General features: G+C 42.6%; 19 protein-coding genes. 2 read left to right on the forward strand and 17 right to left on the reverse strand.

Annotation, left to right across the window (positions count from 1 at the left end; all coding sequences use genetic code 11):
- Positions 1–155: 155 nt before the first annotated feature.
- The 4 genes from K1M91_RS15025 to K1M91_RS15040 are packed head-to-tail and all read right to left on the reverse strand — an operon-like array spanning position 156 to position 5,760.
- Positions 156–566, reverse strand: a complete 411-nt coding sequence (locus K1M91_RS15025) for a hypothetical protein (protein WP_232802870.1) — start codon at positions 564–566, stop codon at positions 156–158.
- Positions 566–2,803 carry a hypothetical protein gene (locus tag K1M91_RS15030; protein ID WP_232802871.1) on the reverse strand — a complete coding sequence of 746 codons (2,238 nt, stop codon included), beginning with the start codon at positions 2,801–2,803 and terminating at the stop codon, positions 566–568. The genes K1M91_RS15025 and K1M91_RS15030 overlap by 1 nt, the downstream gene beginning before the upstream one ends.
- The gene (locus K1M91_RS15035; protein ID WP_232802872.1) at positions 2,796–4,496 is read right to left on the reverse strand and encodes a hypothetical protein; all 1,701 of its coding nucleotides are present in this window, start codon (positions 4,494–4,496) and stop codon (positions 2,796–2,798) included. The genes K1M91_RS15030 and K1M91_RS15035 overlap by 8 nt, the downstream gene beginning before the upstream one ends.
- On the reverse strand, positions 4,471–5,760 hold the full coding sequence (locus K1M91_RS15040; RefSeq protein WP_232802873.1) for a site-specific integrase: 1,290 nt from the start codon (positions 5,758–5,760) through the stop codon (positions 4,471–4,473). Before K1M91_RS15040 ends, K1M91_RS15035 begins: the two co-directional genes overlap by 26 nt.
- 1,012 nt (positions 5,761–6,772) lie before the next feature.
- Here K1M91_RS15040 and K1M91_RS15045 point away from each other — a divergent pair.
- On the forward strand, positions 6,773–6,988 hold the full coding sequence (locus K1M91_RS15045; RefSeq protein ID WP_232802874.1) for a hypothetical protein: 216 nt from the start codon (positions 6,773–6,775) through the stop codon (positions 6,986–6,988).
- A gap of 101 nt (positions 6,989–7,089) precedes the next feature.
- On the opposite strand, the gene K1M91_RS15050 is transcribed toward K1M91_RS15045, so the two are convergent.
- Complete coding sequence (locus K1M91_RS15050) at positions 7,090–9,981, reverse strand: FAD-binding and (Fe-S)-binding domain-containing protein (RefSeq protein ID WP_348983268.1); 2,892 nt, start codon at positions 9,979–9,981, stop codon at positions 7,090–7,092.
- A 93-nt stretch (positions 9,982–10,074) separates the two neighbouring features.
- Positions 10,075–10,449, reverse strand: coding sequence for an ATP-binding protein (locus K1M91_RS15055; RefSeq protein ID WP_232802876.1), 375 nt, complete (start codon positions 10,447–10,449; stop codon positions 10,075–10,077).
- Positions 10,450–10,589: 140 nt separating this feature from the next.
- Here K1M91_RS15055 and K1M91_RS15060 point away from each other — a divergent pair, with 140 nt between their 5' ends.
- A complete protein-coding gene (locus K1M91_RS15060; protein WP_232802878.1) occupies positions 10,590–11,420 on the forward strand; it encodes a transporter substrate-binding domain-containing protein in 831 nt (276 codons plus the stop codon).
- 4 nt (positions 11,421–11,424) lie between these two features.
- On the opposite strand, the gene K1M91_RS15065 is transcribed toward K1M91_RS15060, so the two are convergent.
- From K1M91_RS15065 to K1M91_RS15115, 11 genes are all read right to left on the reverse strand, one after another.
- Positions 11,425–12,312, reverse strand: a complete 888-nt coding sequence (locus K1M91_RS15065) for an ABC transporter substrate-binding protein (RefSeq protein WP_232802880.1) — start codon at positions 12,310–12,312, stop codon at positions 11,425–11,427.
- Positions 12,302–13,195, reverse strand: coding sequence for a metal ABC transporter permease (locus K1M91_RS15070; RefSeq protein ID WP_232802882.1), 894 nt, complete (start codon positions 13,193–13,195; stop codon positions 12,302–12,304). The genes K1M91_RS15065 and K1M91_RS15070 overlap by 11 nt, the downstream gene beginning before the upstream one ends.
- A complete protein-coding gene (locus K1M91_RS15075) occupies positions 13,192–13,956 on the reverse strand; it encodes a metal ABC transporter ATP-binding protein (RefSeq protein WP_232802883.1) in 765 nt (254 codons plus the stop codon). Before K1M91_RS15075 ends, K1M91_RS15070 begins: the two co-directional genes overlap by 4 nt.
- 52 nt (positions 13,957–14,008) lie before the next feature.
- Positions 14,009–14,932 carry a zinc ABC transporter substrate-binding protein gene (locus tag K1M91_RS15080; protein ID WP_232802885.1) on the reverse strand — a complete coding sequence of 308 codons (924 nt, stop codon included), beginning with the start codon at positions 14,930–14,932 and terminating at the stop codon, positions 14,009–14,011.
- A gap of 27 nt (positions 14,933–14,959) precedes the next feature.
- Positions 14,960–15,553, reverse strand: a complete 594-nt coding sequence (locus tag K1M91_RS15085) for a hypothetical protein (protein WP_232802886.1) — start codon at positions 15,551–15,553, stop codon at positions 14,960–14,962.
- Complete coding sequence (locus K1M91_RS15090) at positions 15,550–15,894, reverse strand: hypothetical protein (RefSeq protein WP_232802887.1); 345 nt, start codon at positions 15,892–15,894, stop codon at positions 15,550–15,552. Before K1M91_RS15090 ends, K1M91_RS15085 begins: the two co-directional genes overlap by 4 nt.
- Positions 15,895–15,909: 15 nt before the next feature.
- Entirely contained in the window at positions 15,910–16,746 is an 837-nt protein-coding gene (locus K1M91_RS15095) for a DUF4198 domain-containing protein (protein ID WP_232802888.1), read from the reverse strand.
- 53 nt (positions 16,747–16,799) lie between these two features.
- On the reverse strand, positions 16,800–17,345 hold the full coding sequence (locus K1M91_RS15100) for a DUF2271 domain-containing protein (protein WP_232802889.1): 546 nt from the start codon (positions 17,343–17,345) through the stop codon (positions 16,800–16,802).
- 23 nt (positions 17,346–17,368) lie between these two features.
- Positions 17,369–17,995, reverse strand: a complete 627-nt coding sequence (locus K1M91_RS15105; RefSeq protein ID WP_232802890.1) for a PepSY-associated TM helix domain-containing protein — start codon at positions 17,993–17,995, stop codon at positions 17,369–17,371.
- Between the two features lie 82 nt (positions 17,996–18,077).
- Positions 18,078–20,153, reverse strand: coding sequence for a TonB-dependent siderophore receptor (locus tag K1M91_RS15110; RefSeq protein ID WP_232802891.1), 2,076 nt, complete (start codon positions 20,151–20,153; stop codon positions 18,078–18,080).
- A 160-nt stretch (positions 20,154–20,313) separates the two neighbouring features.
- Complete coding sequence (locus K1M91_RS15115) at positions 20,314–20,973, reverse strand: response regulator transcription factor (protein WP_232802892.1); 660 nt, start codon at positions 20,971–20,973, stop codon at positions 20,314–20,316.
- Positions 20,974–21,017 lie beyond the last annotated feature (44 nt).

A 21,017-nucleotide genomic window follows, 5' to 3' on the forward strand; every position in this document is an offset into this window, starting at 1 on the left:
TTGACATATTGATACCTGCTTAGTTACGGTGATCTTATCACCTCTAATCAGGTGGCCAAAATAGTTGTACCACTACAATAATTACAAAGTTGAAAGTGTAATGGCTAATTCCGCCAGAACAGCCAGTGTTTCTTTTCGGCAGTTGATCAGGGAATTTAATTGATGTAGTTCCGTTTCACGGACGCAAGCACTTCATTCAAAAGTGGGTTCTTCTCCGATGCTTCTATATTAATAACATGAAGCAAGCCTTTTAGATAACTAAGTTGCTTTTCTAACTGTTCGTTATCACGTTGAAGTCCCTCAATTCGAGTGACAAGCTCGGCTTGTTTTAAGGTAATATTAGGATTCGTCGTCACCGATTTTGGGACCCCTCTTAACCGGCGTTTTGCATCAGTAAATCCCGCTTTAATTGAACCGTATGTGTTAAGGGTTTGCCTTGTCGTATTAATGTTGAATTTGTCTTTGACGCTTACAACAAGCAAGTCCCAAGTAAGCTTGCCATTCCAAGAACTAAGTGTTTTTTCAATATTTCGGACATCTGTCATGCTTAAGATCGGTTTAGCCATTACAAATGGCTCCACAAATCGTCTATAAAGGTTTTCATTTCTATGTCTCTATCTGTCGGTTCTGGCTTATAGTTAAGCAGTTTTAAACCGGCTTGTATATTTTCGTCCATAATATCTAGCCGAAGTTGTTTGTGCGATATTCTTTGTTTTTTTAAATCTGCAATACGAATTTGTTGATTATCAGTTATTACCCTAATTATTGAGCCAGCATCAATGCTTTTATCCTCCAATGTTTCAATCAGTTGCTCAAGTAAATAAACATTTGCTTTGTGCATCTTAAACCAATTTCTTGCATTCTCATTATTCCTTTTAGGAGATAAAAGGTGATTATCTAGACGCTCACATTGTATCTCATAATCTTCTTTTAAAACCTTAATACCAACCTCATCGTGTGCAATATGACACGAGTGCTCACAAAAAGTACATTGAGTCTCAAATTTAGACAGGTACTGACAGGGAGAGAAACGCAAATCTTTACTGCAAAAGCCAACAGAAGTGCGGCTCGTCGAACCTGATATCCCCCCTCTAGCATTAGCAAACTCTACTTCACTACTCACCTTAATGTTGTCTAGTTTAACTTGCTCAGTAAGCATGGGAATGCGAGCAAGTTTGTCTTCATCTTCTTCATGAATATAATGAAGCAAATGTTTAGAATCATGTCGACCTGACCATATATTTAAAATATAGTCAGGAATCCCATTGATATAGCCATGATGATTCATGTAATGCCGAAGCATATGCGGGGTAACCTTCAAACGAGCTGAGAAACCAAAGTCCTTAAGAAGCTCCCCTCTTGTTAGCTTTCTTTTGATAAGACCCTCTATAGTACTGGCAGATACAAGCTGGTAAAAACCACCTTCCCTACCAATAGATGCACCATTAAAACACCACATTGCGCTTGTGATGTGCCTCTTATTTCTACCATCTCCCATAGATAGGTATGGAAAGCTCGCCCATGTTTTTGTAAATGCTTGAAAGGTCGATAGTTGAAGTTCTTTGATAGAATGAAATTGGCCATAGTAACTGTTTCCATATACAAAGATTTTGGCTTGCGGACTTAGCCTTGAAAATCCAAGCAATTCACCAACTCCCGAATCGCCACTACAATATACCCTAAAGTTCTTGTCCAGCATTGAAATGTGAATATTTGACTTCTGCTTCTCTCTACCTTTGATATTAAGCTGAAAATTTTCACTTTCATAAAAACCCAAGAGATAACCAAGCTGAATAAAGCTTGGGATACTAGTAAGTGAGAGCTTAGTCTTAATTAGACGCTTTTTAACCGTGGCATTCATTGCTGGGAATAACATTTTTATAGTACTGTCTTGGTTCACCCAAAATTCAGCTAAAATTCGATAAGGATATGTGACTGAATCAAAGTACTCGATACCTCGATTGATCTGCTCAACCATCCAACCACCAATGTGATTTTCGTTATCTTTATATTTCTTACTTCCCTGCCAAATAAGAGAATATAAATTATGGCTCTTATCATCTTTTTTTATTACTTCAAATTTTAAAAGATTCTGCCTTTGTAAGGTTATTATTTCGGCACACATTCGATTTGGAGAAGCCAAGCAAAGTGCTGAGTACATAGAGGCTATAGCATTGGCTTGTTTTGAGTTAGCAGATATATTCCATAAAGCCTTATTCTCGGGGATAGTTTGACAAAATATATCTCCTAGCGCAATTATACTAGAAACTTCTGGGAGCTTCTCTTTTATCCGCTTTGCGCCGTCATACGTATCCCAAATAGCTAACTCTTGGGTGCGAATACCTTCACAATATTGCTTACTTACACACCAACTAATGAAGTCATTAAAGCGAACAAGATTGGTACTTTTCTCTACATCAATAAATTCTAAGTATTTACTTTGAGTTAGCTCATGTATTAGGTAAGGTTTCAAAGTCAGAATTGATAGTGCTCTTTGCGCGATACTTTTAGCAGAAGAGATAGTGCTAGATGATAGTTTATAATTAAGATAGAGGGCAAACACCATTTTTGTTTCTCTTGGAAGCAACCAAGCTTCCTTCAAAGGTGTTCGACGAGATATCATCATGTTAGCCTTGTGTTTATTCGCAAAAATTAAATACTCGGACTTATCTTGAAAAGGTTTTATTTCTAATTTATCACTCACCACTAAAGGGAAGGAGCTATCATCATGATTTTTTAACCGAGGGTCCCATTTTTCTACCTCAAAATCATTAATCATTCTATTCAGGTACATATTAATCATGGGTGCCTATCTCCATTAATTGATACTTACGCTGCTCACATTTAATGATAGTAATATCTATATATTCAATAGCTTTCGCCAAACGTTTAAGAGAATCCTCTGACTGACCATTATTGATATTAAACTTGTATTTTTTTATTGCTTTATCACGCTCTGATGTATGATCTGCATCAACGAAAGCATTGAAGTTATCACAACCATAACAACTTAATGGTACGGGGAGAACTTCTCTACAGCCAGTACAGCGAGAACTTTTTTCATGAGAGCCAAAAGAATCACCGTATTCATTAAATGCCAAGTCGTCATCTTCATACATTTGGTCTTGAATACGAACCTTACCAAAGCTTGAAAGGGCAGCATTTTTCCCTAGTATTTCATCTACCAAAATGCGCTCTTCAGGCGACATATCAACATACATTCTTACTGAATTCACTGATACTCCTGTGATAGCAGCAAGTGTATGCACATCCACACCTTCTCTCGCCATAGATGTAAGAACTGTATGTCGGATTCGATTATTTCCAGAAACCCTTGCAGGATCTGGCACTCGATCAGAAAAATAGATTGGTCTTAATATATTTTCTGCAGCTATTTGGGATAATGTAATTAGAGAATTAACATCCGAATGCCCAGCAAGCGTATCAAAACTAAGATACTGTAAAATATCACATTTACTTCCAAATCGCTTTGAACTAACGAGGGCTGTGTACGATGGAAATATGGGATATTTCTTAAATAAGTCTTTTGTCTCTGATGGAGACAGGGTTATACCAACTTCCTTGAGACGGTGTATTTGTTCTAGAAAAAGCTTGGAGCTGTATTTCAAAATGAGCAGGCTGTTTTGGCGATTTAAGAGGTGTAAATCTGTATCCAAGTCAGAACGAGGGGGTAAACCAGTTTTGGCTCGGTAAGTTTGGAGCTTAAGTTCATCGTAATCCATCAGAATAGTTGAATTACTGCTGCCCCACCCTACAAACTCACCGTCACTTGTTCTAAAGTCGCCCATTTTTATTTGAGCCAACTGGACAGGCCTTCTGAGAATGGAGAGCATCAAGATCCATAGCATCCCGCCCATTAAAAAGCCAACACTGGAATTTTTATTTTTCGCATAAAACGGACGTGGTTTATCCAGCTCTTGATGCATTTTTTGGATCAGCATACGAGCCCCTTCAAAAAGAGAATCGAACTCAGCAGGTGTATGTGCTCCCTTTGCGGAGTCTAAATGTCTCCTTTTAGCATTTCTTCCTCCCAAGTTTTGGCAATGATTTAGATAGAAAGCATTGAAGACTTGGCTTTTAAATTCATTAGCGGCATTAATAAATGCTTTGATAGAGTACTTAATAGCACCTTTATAACTATCTGGAACATATATTTTAAAAGCTTTATCAAAGCTACTTGCGGTAAAGGTATTAGGTCTTTCCTTGAAAATAGCAATAAGCCCCCAGATCGTTTTTTCTAGACCCTTTTGGGACAAATGCTGTGCTCTGAATGCCAGTAGAGAAATTATGTCCTCTTTTTGTTCTTTCGATAAATTAGATTCATGGATAAAACGTAAATTCATTCTCCATTTAATATCAAGCTGCCATTCCTGAGCAGCAGGAATGAACTCGAAAGCTTTGTTCTTAGCCGTTCTTGTAAGATAAAGGTCTTTTCTGTAATTTAATGCGTTAATTAAAGCCATTTTCTTTCTCATCAAATAGATCATTTTGAAAACCTTGCTTTATATTTCTTACTTGTCGAAGCCTATCGAACATATCATATACATCAGGCATGGTAGATTTAGCACTCCAAGCCATAATATGCCTACGGAGCCTTTCAGTCTCAGTTTTTGATATTCCCGCATCTCGAGCTTTTTCACTAAAGTCCAAATTCCAGTAGTGCCTTATCATGTGTGGGGTTACATTGACGCTTCTTCCCAATTTATGTGTTATAGCAAGAGATAAGGTTTTAAAAATGTAATCAACGCCTGTTTTACTCAGTGGCTGTCCTGCCGTTTTTCCAGATTCTGAAATAAAAATATAATCGTGTTCTTCCGCTGACGGGTGCGTATTACGTGAAACGTTAATGTACCTTTTTAAATTATTCATTAATTGAGGTTCAATAGGCGCAGTAGTAGATTGTGTTTTTTGTGTAGGTCGGTGAAGTCTTGGATCATCAATATTAATGCGATTTACAATTGCAATAAACTCAATATTCTCATCATGTAAATCCAACGTTTTAGCTTGTAATAAGGCTCCTTTACGCATTCCTGTACAGAAAAACGTATCGAGAATTAATCGGTTTCGACATTGGCTTCTAGGTCGAAAAGGATTCTCGGGGTGTCTTTCTTGGGTTATCTCGAAGATAGCGCGGATCACCTCTTCATCAAAGATAGGCTTATCAACATCAATAACTTTGTGTTTTTCAGTTTTTGCCTTTTTGATCTCAAGTGTAAAGCTCCTAATGGTACGGCTATAATTTTGAATTTTACCGGTAAAGGTATTGTGCAACCTCTTGTGCAAGTACTCGATAAAGTTTTTCATGGTCTTAATTCTAGCGGCAGCGGTCCCATTAGCTACTCTTTGAGCTTGAAATGTTGCACTTTTAAAGGCGGGAGATAGTAGATCTTTTGATGAAAATGATAAAACCTTACATCTAGGCTCATTATCCTGTTGAATAATTGAAGCTTTTTTAAAGCAATGTCTTGAAAAGTCAGATACTTCGGACTCAGTGAGAAATTGCTCTGAAGCAACTCGCTTTACAAGATCTATCTGATGAGAAGTAAAATAATTCAAGCCTACGAGTAAGTGCTTCGCCTCCACAGTTTGCGATGTGATGGTATTGTGGCCTTTTTCTTTACTTATATATGTATTAGCCCAATTAATAACCTGACTTATGGTGATGGGTGAATGATCTTTATCAATAAAACAGACATGCTGAACATTGTTTATAGCGACTTTATCTACTCTAAAATCCATTACAAAAAGCACCGTATGTTATGTATATTTAACAATTAGACTACTTATTCTTTTTGTAAAGGTTAAAAAGTATAAATTTCTATTTCAATAGTCCCCTAATGCATTATTGCTTCTTTACATTATATTTCCCGTATGTAATGGTCTGCCCCGGTTTTTGTGTGGCTTTTGCTACTTGCATTGCTTCTGCAACCACTTCTGGGGAAGGGTTATTTCGTTTTGCCATGTAAACTCCTTGGTTGGGGGTATTATCCAGAAGCCATGCGGGAACGCAAGATGCGCTTCCTCGGCTGTTAAAGCAAGTAAATGAACCAAGGCTAGGACTTTAAAAATGGTATCAACCTTATGATTACAGCGAAAGAGCAGGCTGCATAGTTAAAGATGTTATAGAAGATAATTTTTAAAATATTTTTAACTAAATTAAATCCGAAAAATTATTCGAAAACGTTGCATAAAAACTACATTCAATCGTGATTGATTGTCCATATTTGCGCCGAAGTGCTTGGCTTATTCAGTCCTAAAATATCGAAACTAATATTAGCTCAGACCAATTTGCAAAATATAATGCTTAAGCTTAGGTGATCACCCCATATTATTTGCCTCCCTGACACAATTAACGACGCTAAATAAATATTCATCATTACACCATTAAGTGAAGTAAAAACAGCTAGTTAATGACTAAATTGAAAAAATTACAGCTTGCCAAAAGAAATTAAGTCATTAATATATCAAATCTAGTCACTGCGGCATCAAACCCACACTGGCTAGTACTTATTTTTTGAATTTATTGCTAACGAAAGGAGATCACATGAATAAGCCTATGCATAACACCGTGCAGATCTCTACTCGTCTATCCGCAGGTATCGTCCGTCACCAAGGCGATCGAGCAGGTAAAACAACACAATAAATTCACCACCTAATATATTTGAGGTCGTGGATAACACGGCCCATTTAGTCCCTTCTATTGTGAGCTGTTTTTTCCATTGACCTCTTTAACTAAAAAGAGGATACACCCATGGCTCAATCAATTTATTTAACCCTTGCTGATTTCTTTATTCAATTAGACACTAAACGAACCGTTAAAAAGCAGAAAAAAATTGAGGCTCTAAGCACGCAGCAACTGAGCGCTCATATTTTAAAAGACATTGGTCTTGAACATGAAGCTCATCAGCGTGTCAATCACGGTGCTGATTTTGATCGCGCATTACATCGAATAAAGACAAACACGTAAACTAAGCGCGCTACCCATTTGCTGGGTAGCGCGCCACTTTGTTCAACCCTCACTTGTTTAATAGGGTTAACTCCCACAATATTTCTCGCCATTATGATCACTTAATTTAGCGCTTCACTCACTTGATTCACCAGATAGACCAATCCCTTGTAGCTAATACCACTGTGCTCTGACAAGCCAATTTCACAAGTGCGGCTGTTGCTGACGCCAATGTGACAACCTTCAGGCACTTGCCCTTTTAGATCTGCCAGCGCAGCCGTATTGAGCTCAGGAAATAGCAAGCCTTTATCACCGGCAAAACCACAGCATTGCATATCAGGAGGCACGATTAAGTTGGTTGTACATTGCGCAGCAATACGCTGCATTGTCGTGGCTAAGCCGCGTTTATGCGTGCTACAAGTAATATGCAGCATAACGGGCTCATCAAGTGGTGTTAGGGTTAAGCGCGGCAACACAAATTGATCAATAAATTCAACTGAATCATAAATTTTCAAGGTGGAGGCGATGCCCGCATTAGCGGTCATTGCGCAAGGGCTGGTATCCATATAAATTGGATATTTACCATGCTCACTGGTAGTAAGCAGCGCGTGCTCAAGTTGGTGAGATTTTTGCCGGGCTAAGTTCATTCTGCCTTTACTTTGATAAGCCATACCACAACAAAGTTCGGTGGTGGCTTCCGGCATAATCACTCTAAAACCTGCTTTATGTAATAACGCAATGGTGGTTTCCATTAAGCTCAACTCGCCGTGCGCTGCCATGTCGGGATCTGGCCCCATCACACGGCTGCTACAACTTGGGAAATAAACCACGGTCGGTTGTTCCTGCTCAGGTTGCACGTGTAAATTAGCCGCCAAGTTTTGTATGGCACTGAAATCCGGCGCGCTTACGGGGGTAAATTGACTCCATTTTATAAAACGATGGCCACTGGCGTGATTTAGCCCTTCCGTTAAACGTTTTAATCCGTCTCTGCCAAGTAAACGACTGGTTAATTGAGCGAGGTCTAAGCCGTGCTTGGCTAAGTTGGTGACGCGACCAAAGTTCGCCGCACTCCACTTAGCAAGTTTGGAATGGCTTGCCAGTTGCTGACTACGTAATTGTTTAATTAGGGCGCCGGTATCAATGCCAACGGGGCAACTGTCGGCACATAAACCGGTGGCGGCGCAAGTATCAATGCCTTGATATTGAAAGGCATCGAGTAAAGGCTTTAAGGTTTTTTCACTTTCACCAAGATTACGCCGTTGCTGAATATGCCGCCATAAAACAATACGTTGGCGCGGAGTTAAGGTGAGATCTTTACTTGGGCAGTTGGGCTCACAAAAGCCACACTCTATACATTTGTCAATAATGGCATCGGCAGCTGGTAAGGTTTTTAGATTTTTTAAATGAATAAAAGGATCTTCACTGAGCACCACTCCTGGGCTGAGAATATTGTCAGGGTCTAACAACCCTTTAATTTCCCACATTAGCTCATAGGCTTTTTTGCCCCACTCTAGTTCGACAAACGGTGCCATGTTACGCCCCGTGCCGTGCTCGGCTTTTAACGATCCTTGGTGGTCTAAGGCAATGAGCTGCACTACCCTTTGCATAAAATTCTGGTAACGCTCTATTTGCGCTGGGCTATTAAAATCTTGAGTAAACACAAAGTGTAAGTTGCCATCAAGGGCGTGACCAAAAATAATGGCTTCATGGTAGCCATATTCTGAAAATAATTGCTGCAGTTGGCGTGTGGCGCTGGCTAATTGCTCTACGGCCACTGCAATGTCTTCAATAATTACCGTGGTGCCTGTATCACGCACCGCGCCTACCGCTGGGAATAGCCCTTTGCGAATCGCCCAAAGTTGCTCGCAAGTAGCACGATCTTGAGTAAAAGCGATACTATCTATCGGTTTAAACTCAGCTAAAACCTCTGCCAACTGGCTTATTTGCTGGCTTAACATAAATTGATCATTCGCGCGGGTTTCTATCAACAACGCAGCATTGTTAATGTTTAACTGAGCAATAAAGGCTGGCATATCAGGTTTATCGGCAATGGCTTGTAAACTTGCACCATCCATCAGTTCAACCGCTGCCACGTTCATTTGCTTTAATTTGGCCACCGCCAAACAGGTGGTTTCAATGTTTTCAAACACCACTAAAGAGCTCGCTTTAAAGGGTTGCTCTGGCACGGTGTGATAGGTGATGTTTGAAATAAAGCCAAGCGTTCCTTCTGAGCCAATCATTAAGTGCATCAAAATATCAATAGGGTCGGTAAAATCGACCAAGGCATTAATACTGTAACCCGTGGTATTTTTAAGGCGAAACTTATGCTTGATCAACGTGGCTAATTGCGCGTCATTTTTGGTTTGAATCGCTAATTGCGCCAACTCATGTAGCAGATGTTTATGGCTAATCCTAAAATCGTGCTTACTTTGCTCATTAGCCGTATCCAATATCGTCCCATCGGCTAAAATAAGCCGCATCGCTTTTAAGGTACTGTACGAGTTTTGCGCCGTGCCACAACACATGCCACTGGAGTTATTGGCCGCAATCCCACCAATTTTACAGCTATTAATGGAAGCCGGATCAGGACCGATTTTGCGCTGTAATGTCGCTAAAATTTGGTTGACCCGCGCGCCAATAAGGCCTGGTTGCACGCGAATTAACTTACCGTCATTGAGTATTTCATGATTGCGCCAGCTGTTGGTTAATTTGATTAAAATAGAGTCGGTAATCGCTTGGCCCGATAAACTCGTGCCGGCAGCGCGAAAGGTGACAGGCAAAGCAAATTCAGCCGCCAGTTGTAATACGCGGCTCACTTCGGTTTCATTATCAAGTAATAATACCGCTTTGGGCACCAACCGATAACAGCTAGCATCGGTCCCATAAGCTAATGTGCGCAAAGGGTCAAGAATCACCCGACTCTCAGAGACAAATTTTCTTAATTCTTCGCAGAACTGTTGCAACACGTCCAAATTAACCACCACTAACGAATGAATATCATTGATAACATTCACTAAAAGCGATGTTCTGTCACAACACAAGTGTTAATCGGTGATAGCGCTTACAAGCTCACAAATTTATCAGATTGGAGGCTATCGAAATGGTAGTTAGTGCTGCCATTTCTGACGCATATTTTTGATCGTGTCAGCCGGCACATCATGAATATTTTCATACTGCCCCTTACAAACCTTTACCTCTAATGGGATCTTAAGGGAGCGTGCTAAGTCAACGTAAGGTTGCATTTCCCAGTGTTCAATAAACGTATTAGCAACGACAACAGAGTGACCCGCTAATAAATACTCACGCGTCTTATCTAGACACCACCGATGTGCTGCTGGTAATAAACTTGGCTCAAAACAATAAATGCCCTGCTCGTTAACAAAATATTGATCAGCTTCTAAATGAACGCCATCAAGGGTTTGCGCTAAAGTAGATTTACCACTACCAGGTAAGCCTCTAATTAATGTTAGTTGTTTAGGCATAGAGTAATCACTGAATATTATTTTAATTGGTTTTAGCTTAGTTGCTGTTGAATACATGCTCACGAACAATCAATTGTGCCTAATAGTCATATTCAACCATTTTGCCTACACTTAATTAACTGGGCAAAAAGGGCAGGCTTATGGTGTTAATAAAATATATGTATCGTTATAGCATGCTCATTTTACTGCTTTGCGCTTTCAGTGGCACCAGTTATGGCAAAGAAACCATCACTTGGCTGGAATATGACCTTCCCCCCGGTTTTATTGCTACTGGCCCTAATAAGGGGATGGGATTTGCCAACCAGTCTGTTAATTGGTTTCAACAATATATGCCGCAATGGCGTCATGTAAATAAACAAGGAACTATCCCAAGATTGTTAACGATGGCGCAAACTAAACAGTTAGTGTGCAGCTCGATGTTAAAAAATAAATCGCGTGAAAAGGATCTTTATTTTTCACAACCACTGCAAATACTTTCCCCCCATCGGCTCTATTTTTTAGCTCGGAATAAGGCTCAATTGGAAGCAAAACTGGAACAATCTTTAGAGCAACCTATTAGTCTAGAAACGGTTATGAAGCACTTAGATGAGCTGGTATTTGCCATCGCAGCAGGACGCAGCTATGGTGCTAATCGCGATAAAATACTCGATCAGTATCACGATAAAATGCATGTTTCTACTCAGTACAAACTCAGCTCTCAATTCGTTAATAGACTGCTGGCGGGTCGGGTAGACTTTATTATTGAATATTCTTGGATAATTTCCTACGAACAAGCTCAGCAAGGTTTTGCTAAAGATGAGCTTGCCTCTGTGGCCATTACTGAATCGGCTCCAATGATTAAGGTTTATATGGCTTGTTCAAAAACGCCAGCAGGGAAAGCGGTGATTGAAGCCATCAATAACATTCAAGCTACCCATACTGATAATCCACTGCAAGCGTTTGTGAAACAGTGGGACAACACTGTTAATTGATAAGTTAAAACTGCCAACGTAGCAATGGCTCTTCGGGCTCGATTCCTTGCTTACCTAATCTATCTATGGCATCAACTTGCCACCATTGTTGTGGCAACACCAATGAGCGTAAAGGATGTTTATCCGTAAGCGTTTGCGTTGAGAGTATCATGACATTAGGCTCACTAAGGGCTTGTGCAAATGCGATTTTATCAGCGTCGGTCCAGGCTAATGCAGGCTTAAATTGACGATGTAACACGTATAGCTGTAACCCTGCGGCTAAGTCTTCAAGCTCGGGTGACAGTAGCACGACAGCGTCAAGTTGCTGCTGCTTGACATAGGCTTGCTGTGATAAACGTAACGCTTTAATTTGATTTAGTAAATTAGCTTCATTTTGCGCTATAACTGGCGCGAGTTCGGGCCAAATTTGCTGAAAATCATGGCTTACTATTTGGGTCATCGCAACCAAATTAGCACTATTTAGCCAGACATAAGGTGATACGCCTTGCTCGGTGCGCTGAAACATCACACTTTTGCCGTTTGGCCGCAGGGCTTGCGCGGCATCCACTTCAATAATGCTGATATTATGCTCTCGCATCGCCAAATAAAGCGGGTCGCTGGCCCATACCGAACCGAGTGTCACGGCCACTTGCACAGATTTTGCCTTTGCAGCCATGTTAATGCCATGCTGTTTAAACCAGTTAGGCATACGGGTTAAACCATAACGCGCGGGTGCCAGATAGTCTGACAGCAATGGCGTATTGACGGTGAGAGCCTGACTTAACATGAATGTAACTGGGGTCGTTGTTACTATGTTTGCATTATCAGCCATCGCAGGTTTGGCTAAACCAAGTACGCTCAGCAGCATAATGGCAACACATGGCAACTTGACGAAATAAAGATTAGACAGCACTACCGCGCTCCTTAAAAATAATTTGATACAAACAAGCAATCAGAAAAAAAGTGGCTGAAACCATAATGATGGCCGCACCAGATGGCACCGGTAGTTTCAGCTCCATTGGCAACCAAGTGCCCAATAAACAACTCACGGTCGCAAGCACGGCAGACCAACGGACAAAGCTGCTCATATTAGGCGTAAATAAACGAGCCGTTGCACCGGGAATCAACAACAACGCGCCCACCAGCACGGCACCAATCATTTTCACCGCAGCAATAGTGATTAAAGTGATCATGATGACAAATAGATAATCGAAAAATGTAGCTGGCACACCTCGCACTTTAGCGATGTCAGGGCTGATACTACTCAACAAAATACGGTTAAACGTTGGCAGTAAACAAGCCAGAATCACCACACAGCTGATCAACAATAGCCATAGGTCTTGATCCGTCACCGTTAGAATCGAACCAAACAGCACATTTTCTAAAATATGCACGTTGACCTTACGCGCAACAAAGGTCAACATCGCCGCCCCAACGGCCAAGGCCAACGCCAAAAACACCCCAACTAAGGTGTCATAAGGCACTTGGGTTCGGCTACGGACAAAGTGCAGCAATAGAGCAAAGACCATACAGAAGGTGAACAGTCCAACCAGTGGACTTTGCACTGGCTCGCCTAACAAAATACCAAGGGCAATACCGGTTAATGCGCCATGGCCCACCGCTTCAGAAAAAAATGCCAAGCGTTTAGCTATCACTAATGTGCCTAAACCACCTAAAATAGGCCCTAAAATAAGCGCCGCTAATAATGCATTAATCAAAAAGCCATAGCTAAAACTTTCACTTAACCAACCTTGCTCGGCCGCATAAGCCGCGCCATCTCGAATACTTTGGATCACGCCATCGCCCTTATTTGATGGTTAGACTGATGCTGACTAAGCTGGCATAAGCTCACAAAGTCAGTCGGCTGCGCTTTAGGTAACACTTGGTCTACGCTACCACTGGTTAGCAAGGTTTTATTTATAACATGCACCTGATGAGCGATACGTTTGATTGCGTTTAAGTCGTGATGTACCGCCACAACGGTGGCACCTTTGGTGACTAATTCTTTGATTAAAAATTCAATTAAGCTTATCCCTTGCTCATCCATGCCATTGGCGGGCTCATCCAGCATAATGAGATCCGGCGCATCCAATAAGGCTTGAGCGAATAACACCCGCTGTTGCTCACCGCCCGATAAACGGCCCATTTTACGCTCTGCTTTTTCAACCATGCCCAGCACACCAAGCTGGTCTTTTATCCGCTTGATGGTTTTCGCTTTGCGGCGCCAAAACAGTGGGATTTGACTTTGGTTAAGTAACATAAAGTCCATCACGGTTAACGGCAGACTGGGTTCAAAACTGGCTTTTTGCGGCACGTAAGCAACCCGGCCACGGCCGTTAGGCCAATCAAGATGAATGCGCCCAGTGAATGGGGTTAAGCCCAGCATTGAACGCAATAAAGACGTTTTACCTCCCCCATTTGGTCCCATTACCACATGGCATTGACCGGCAGCTAAAGTATGGGTGATCGGGCCTAATATTTGCGCGCCGTGCTCGCCATAACTTAAACATACATTTTGCAGTTGAATTTGTGGCCCAGTGATTTTTATATTCATCATATCTGAAATGCACATTTTTCAGTTGAATTAGCGTTCCGTTCGTTTATTTGCATTATTGAACGGCCTCTTTTTGGGCAGACGCATTGGCGTAATGGATGGCTTCGATTAGGGTATTAATGTTACTTTGCATCTCAAGCATTACCTTTTCTGGCTCATAGTCACCATGGGTCATGTGGGAAAAGCGGAACAGCTTTACACCTGTCGCTTGCTCAATGGTGGTCACAAATCGGTTAGGCATGTCGAGTTCATAAAACAACACATCTATGCCACTGCTGCGAATTTGATTAATAGTATCTTGTAGCTGGCTGGCACTTGGGGCCACGCCATGAGCAGGCTCAATCACTGCGGGTGCGTCAATACCGAATTCTTGCAATAAATATCCGTATGCATCATGAGTGGTTGCCACCTTGATAGTTTGCATATCAACTTGCGCAAGCGCTTGCATGGCTTGGTATTTCATGGTTCTTAGCTGTTGGCCATAATGACGCGCATTTTGCCGATACAAACTGGCGTTACTTGGATAAAATGCCGCCAGTTGGTTAGCAATTTCATAAACTTGCGTCATGGTGGCACTTAGCCCCATAAAAGTGTGTGGGTTTACCGCCCCCTGCCCCACACTTTGCCCTCTGGCAGATAATAAAGGCACACTGGCATTCGCATCGATCACCAATAGATCACTACGCTGAGCGGCTTTGATCACCTTGAGAGCAAAGTCATCATGACCGATACCGTTAACCACTATGACATCCATTTTTTGCACACGGGCAAGATCTTCTGGCTGCGGTTGATAGTTGTGGGGATTAAAGCCCGCAACCACGAGAGGCAATACCTCAGCGGTGTCCCCAACAATGGCGCTAACATAGCTGTAATAGGGTTGTAAGGTAATACCTATAGTTGGTTTGTCTTTAGCTATTGCACCATTTGAATGAAGGAGCAAACTAAACCAAAACAGTAGACATAAATAGATTTGTTTCATGTAATTTCCTTGTGACCAAATAACAGGTTACTTTGTGGCTCGGGGACCCATAACCTGTTGCCAACCTTGCTTGATAAGCAGGTTGTCATTGATCGCGACATTAATGTAAGAGGACGAAGATTTAGCTTCAATATCGGCCTCTTCATGGCCATGGCCGACGTTGCCACGAAACCATATTTGTGACGGCGTGGCTGATACATTCAGTAAATATTGTGGGTATGTTTGTGCTGACAGGCTGATCCCCTGATAAACTCCAGGGCTAATTTGCTGCCATTGGTGCTGTCCTTTATCAAGCCAACCTTTGTCGCGGACAAAAGGACTTAGCCACATGGCTTCAAGCTGCGCAATAGACGGCCAGTGCTCAGCGGAGCCAGACGCTGACGCAGCTTTAAGTAGCTGAATTTCCATGTCCGCCAAGCGTAACTCAGACACCATGGCGTTGATGTTAGGATCTAACCGATTAACATCAACTTCATGGCTGGCTAATGCTCTGCCCTGTTGCTGAGCTTGATGAAAAGGCAGCAGCCCAGCCCCAATTACAACTAGCAGCGTAATGACCAAAGCAACCCAGCGCATTTCACGTACACCATTAGCGGCATGAATAACTTGCTGCACACTCATTTTTCACTGATCTCACTGCCATCACGTTCAACGGGCATCTCATGGCCAGCATCAAACACCACGTAAAAATCCCCTTGCGGTCGCGGCAGCTGTACCCGTGACTGCGCATCGGTGCGCGCCATCGCAATCACATTATCACTGTAGTCGTATACCTTGACGTCATAGTCCACGGCGCCGCTACCATCGCTGTATCCCGCTTCACAAATTAAGGCTTGCTGCTGATACCAACAAGCCATTAACGGAAAATGCGCCCAAGCAGGTGCGGCAAATAATGCTGTAAAAGCCACAGCAAAAGCCGGCAAGTTGATCTGGGGGTGCTTAACACCTTTGCTAAATAACATGATCTTCTCTTCTCACTAAGGCAGAACGGCTTCAAAAGTTAAATGCAACGTTGCACCCGACTCGTCTGCTAATGGGTTGCCTTCCAGCGGACCTTTATGGCTGGCTTTAAAGATGTAGCGGCCTGCATTCACTGGAGTAAAAGTCACTTTACCTTGCTCATCACTGGTCACCTCAATTTGCTCTTGGCTATTACGGTATAGGGTGCCATCTCGGGTGATCTCGGCTTTAACGCCGCTTTTTGGTTGACCTTGGTAATAAAGTTGAAAAGTCACGGGCGATCCCGCAACAATGTCCGCCGGATGCGTAATGGGTTTTAACTCTAAATACTGACCTTGCAACTTAAAGGCATCAGTGGTCGGTTTGCCCACAGTAATGTAGGTTTCAACTCTGCTGACCGATAGCATGGTAGTGATATCTCGTGCATTACTCGGCAGTAATTGCAAGCGACTGACTTTATCTGCGCGTAGCCACTTCTCCGTGTCACGCTTACCGGCTTTGTAACGGGTGTAATAGACAGGCTCACTATTCACCGTTACTTTATGGGTACCCGTTTCAACAAAATGAAAGTCGAATACCGAGCGGCGTTTACCACGACTCACATGATCAGGGCGCAACACCTGACCCGTTGGCAAGATGATACTGGCTGACTCGGCACTGGCAGGTTTATCCATTACAAACGTGCCATGTGAGGCTGTCACATCAAAGGTGATCCACTCACCGTCCGATTTAGAGACATTGAAGTGAGAAGGCAAGATCCAGCGCGGATGCGCCTGAGCTAAACCGCTGGCGAGTAACCCCGAAATAACAAAACTAGCGATGGCTAGTTGGCTAACACTCTGTTTAAAAATCATAACAAGTTCCTATTTCTTTAATCGTTAAAATTAACTAGCAACGATAAGCTTGGTTAGGGCTGATAAATCAGGCTGATAAGCCCTGTTTCAGCAGTAGGATCTAACACTTTAACGACCCCTTTTTCGCCAAGATGTATGGGTTGCTTGAGGTAGTTGCGACCGCCGTGCTCACGGACGACTTCAATATGAACCGTGTAGTCACCTGCGGGAATTTTTTGCTCATGATCATCGACTAATGACCAGTCAAATTTATAACTGCCCGCGGGTTTAGTGGCGCCTGTTACGCCATCAATCCACGGCTGTTGGTAACGGCCAATTTTTCGCCACCAGCTACGTAAATCTTTATGCCATTCGTCTTTGCCGAGCCACAAAGTCACCGTGCGCACCACTTCGCGATCTGCATTTTCAATCCAAACGGCCACATAAGGTCGGTTATATTGACTGGTTTTAATGTCAGGCAAGGCTAACTCAAATGTTAACTTAGCCGCTGCCGGCACCGTTGTAGCAGAGCCAACACTGGGCCAGCCCAGCGCAAAAACTAAACAGGCGATGACGCCAAGCTGACGTTTAATACCATTAGGTGAAGTAAAATTATTCATTGCTATCCTTGTACCAACTCCGATTAGGGAACTGCGATCCAATAGAGTAAAAAAGTCGCTAAACTGCCCCAACCACACCATTTCAGTCCAGCTATGAAGCTTTTCTTTTTTGGCACTAACAAACACACACCGGTTAGGACAAAACCCAGCATTAATAACGCACTAATGTCGATAAATAGCTGCCAAATTGCACCGCTATTTCGACCTTTGTGTAAATCGTTTAGCACTGCTATTAAGCCAAAACGCTGCTCTTCCACTTCTCCTTGACCAGTTAACATATCGATAAACACCGAGGCGCTATAACCCGGTCCTTTGAAGCTAAAGCTAATTTCACCCGCCACTAGCTCATCACCATCACGATCGCGGTACAACTCGTAGCCCGACACTTGGCCCGATAGCCCGCCATGGCTTTTGACAAACTCAACTAATGCAAATTGGTTTGGCGTGTCTGCTTGATCGTTACTTCGTAATAAACCGGCTGGCACAGTGAATTCAACCAACCGCACAGCGGGCGTATCACTAACAAACCAAGCAGCACGATTTAATGTGATACCCGTCACCACAAAAAACAGCACCACCATTAATAACGCCATCGAAATATAGATATGTAAAACCCGTGCCCAAGACTGAACACTTTTATTTTTCAACATGATAATTGTATTTTCAGTACCAAAAGCGGTGCACTAATGAAATGCAGGCAAAGGCGAGCCTTGCCTGCTATTGTTGTATGCCTTAGTAGCGGATCATCACAGATGCATTAAGGTTGCGCCCTTCGCCGACTGCCGTACCAGATTGACCGCCACCTTTCAGGTAGTCTGTGTCTAGTAAGTTCTCAACATTAACGCGCATAATCACGTCTAGGTTTTCATCGTAATTAAGGGTATGAGACACGCCTAAGTCAAAACGGGTGTAAGCGTCTTTCTTATAGGTGTTTTGTTCATCGCCGTATCGCGCGCCTTGATAAATTGCGCCAAGGTTTACGTCTGTTCCTTGCTCAAACGAATAGCGAGCCCACAAGCTACCTGATAGCTCAGGTACATCTGTAGGGCGGTTACCATTAATGCTGGCATCAAATTTATCTTTAATTTCAGCGTCTAACGCCATCATCGATGCATTTAATGACAGTGCATTACTGATGTAACCTGTGGCGGCAAACTCAATACCGCGATGCACTTGTTCACCCGCTTGTGTGGTTTCTATTTGGCCATTAGGAGCATCTTGGCTAATCAGGATGTTTTCTTGGCTGATATCAAACAAAGCACCCGACAGGTACAAGCGGTTATCCAATAATTCCCATTTGGTTCCCAGCTCTAGTAGCTTGCCTTTGATAGGGTCGAGCTCCATGCCATTGTTAACATCACGAGGGTTATCAATCGGGTTTTTCGGCTCAAAGCTTTCTGAGTAGGTGAAGTAAATTGAGCTATTCACATTGGGATGTAAGATCACCGCCGCTTTAGGCAAAATATTGCTAAACGAGTCGGTTTTAGTTTCTTCACGATCAAAACGCACACCCGCAAGCACTTGCCAATATTGGTTGATGGTCGCTAAATCTTGTAAATAAATACCGTATGAGTCGGTTTTGGTTGCATCGGATTTTTTGCCATTTTGATAGTTCAAACCATCCGGTTTAGCGAGAGGCTGACCCACAGTCCCCGTTAGGCCTTTAATTTGTTGTATTTGTCTGACGTAGTAATACTTTAACCAATTTGCGCCAACTAGAAGTTGGTGGTCCATTCCCATGGCTGTTACCTGACCCGTTAAATCAACGTATGCCGTGTCAAAGCGCCAGTTGTCCCAGCGATCGTAACCACGATATTTAAATTGCCCGGTTGCCGGATCGTAAGACTTTGCGTCTGAGAAGCTTTCAACGTCGCGACGCTCAAAATCCTGATGGTTATATGCCACGCTGAGGTTCCAGTTTTCTGATAACGCAGCATTGATGTCAAAACCAATGTTTTCAACATCGTTTTCAATTTTAGACCACTGCGCATCCCAGATATGCTTGTTGCCCAATACGGCTTTGCCATCTTGAATGTAGGCACCAGAATCGACACTGCCATGATCATTGGTGCGATCGTAATGCATCGACAGCAGTACTTTATCGTTTAAGTCATAGTCCAAAAATAGCCCACCAACAAAACGCTCTGTTGAAGGGGTGCTACCATCGGTATAGCGACGCCAGTTATCATAACTTTGCTTAGCGAGCACAGTGCGGCCACGCAAAGTTTGCGCTTGGTTTAACGAGCCGCTGACATCAAGCACACTGCGAAAAGCATTATTTGCCCCCACGTCTTGAGAAAAATTAACCAAGGTGTCATGAGTTGGCTTTTTTGACACCATGTTAACTAAGCCGCCCGGAGCCGATTTACCATACAATAAGCCAGAGGGTCCCTTTAGTACTTCTATACGTTCAAGTAATTCAATAGGCTGACGATAGTGTGACCAATGCTGCTTACCATCACGTAAAAAGCTGCTACTGCTGCTTAATTCAAAACCACGTAAGGAAAATCGTTCACGGTTACGGCTATCACCACCAGCGGATATACTGGCGTCATTTTCTAACACATCACCCAACGTACTCGCCCGTTGCTCATCGATAATTTGCTCATCAATTACATTCACTTGTCCTGGCGTTTCTAACTGCGTGGTTTCCATACGCATTGACGTTGAATTAGTATCCACTTTATAACTTGAGTGTTGACCAACCACGACCATGGCATCATCGTCGTTACTCGTCGTTTGAGCCAAAACAAAAGAAGGGGTTAAGATGGCCGCAATAATCAAACTGAGCGGGCTTTTTGCAAACATATTCCGTTATCTCCGAAAACAACTTATGCTACTTGCCCCGAAATTCTTCATCAGCAAGTAACTAATTTAGGAGCCACCTGAGGTGACTAACGCTTTAAGGACTGGTAATATAACTGATAACCATTTTCATTTGCATTTAATTTACAATCTTTGCATTTGCCTACTGTGGCAGCTCAAACCGGTAACCCACTCCTCTCACTGTTTTGATCAATGCCATGTTAAGCCCTGTCTTAATCATTTTTTTACGAATATTACTTATGTGCACATCAAGGTTGCGATCAAATGGGCTGTATTCGCGCTGCAACACACCTTCTTGCAGCTCTATTTTAGAAACCGCATCTCCCTTTCGGGCAAATAAATAGTTCAGTAGCTCCATTTCTGTGTTAGTTAAAGGAAGGCGTTTCAAGCGTTGATTAAATTGCATATCGTCTGATTTTAACGGTTTACGCTGCTGCTCGATGCTCACACGACGTAACATGGCGTACACACAGGCCAACAATTCATTACTGTTGTCCGATTTAGTCACGCAGATGTCTACACCATGACGATAAGCTTTCGTTCGTTGCTCTGCACTAAAACACGCCAACAAACCGATGATGGGCATATCAAAACGCTGCCTTGCTCGCTGAATAAACGCACGTCCTTGCGCTGCGGGTAAATTAATGTCACTGATGACCAAGTCAACCATTTGACGACTAAGATACGCAAGGGCTTTTTCGGGACACGCTATCACTTGGCATTCATAGCCTGCCTGAGAGAGTTGTATTTTGTTGCGTGTACAAGCTTTGACATCGGGGTCAACAATAAGGATACGGGACATGAAAAACAATATGTAATGAGAATTGTTTTTATTGTATTTAAGTT

It is taken from the genome of Motilimonas sp. E26 (genome assembly GCF_021278025.1).
GTDB lineage: Bacteria > Pseudomonadota > Gammaproteobacteria > Enterobacterales > CBDFNC01 > Motilimonas.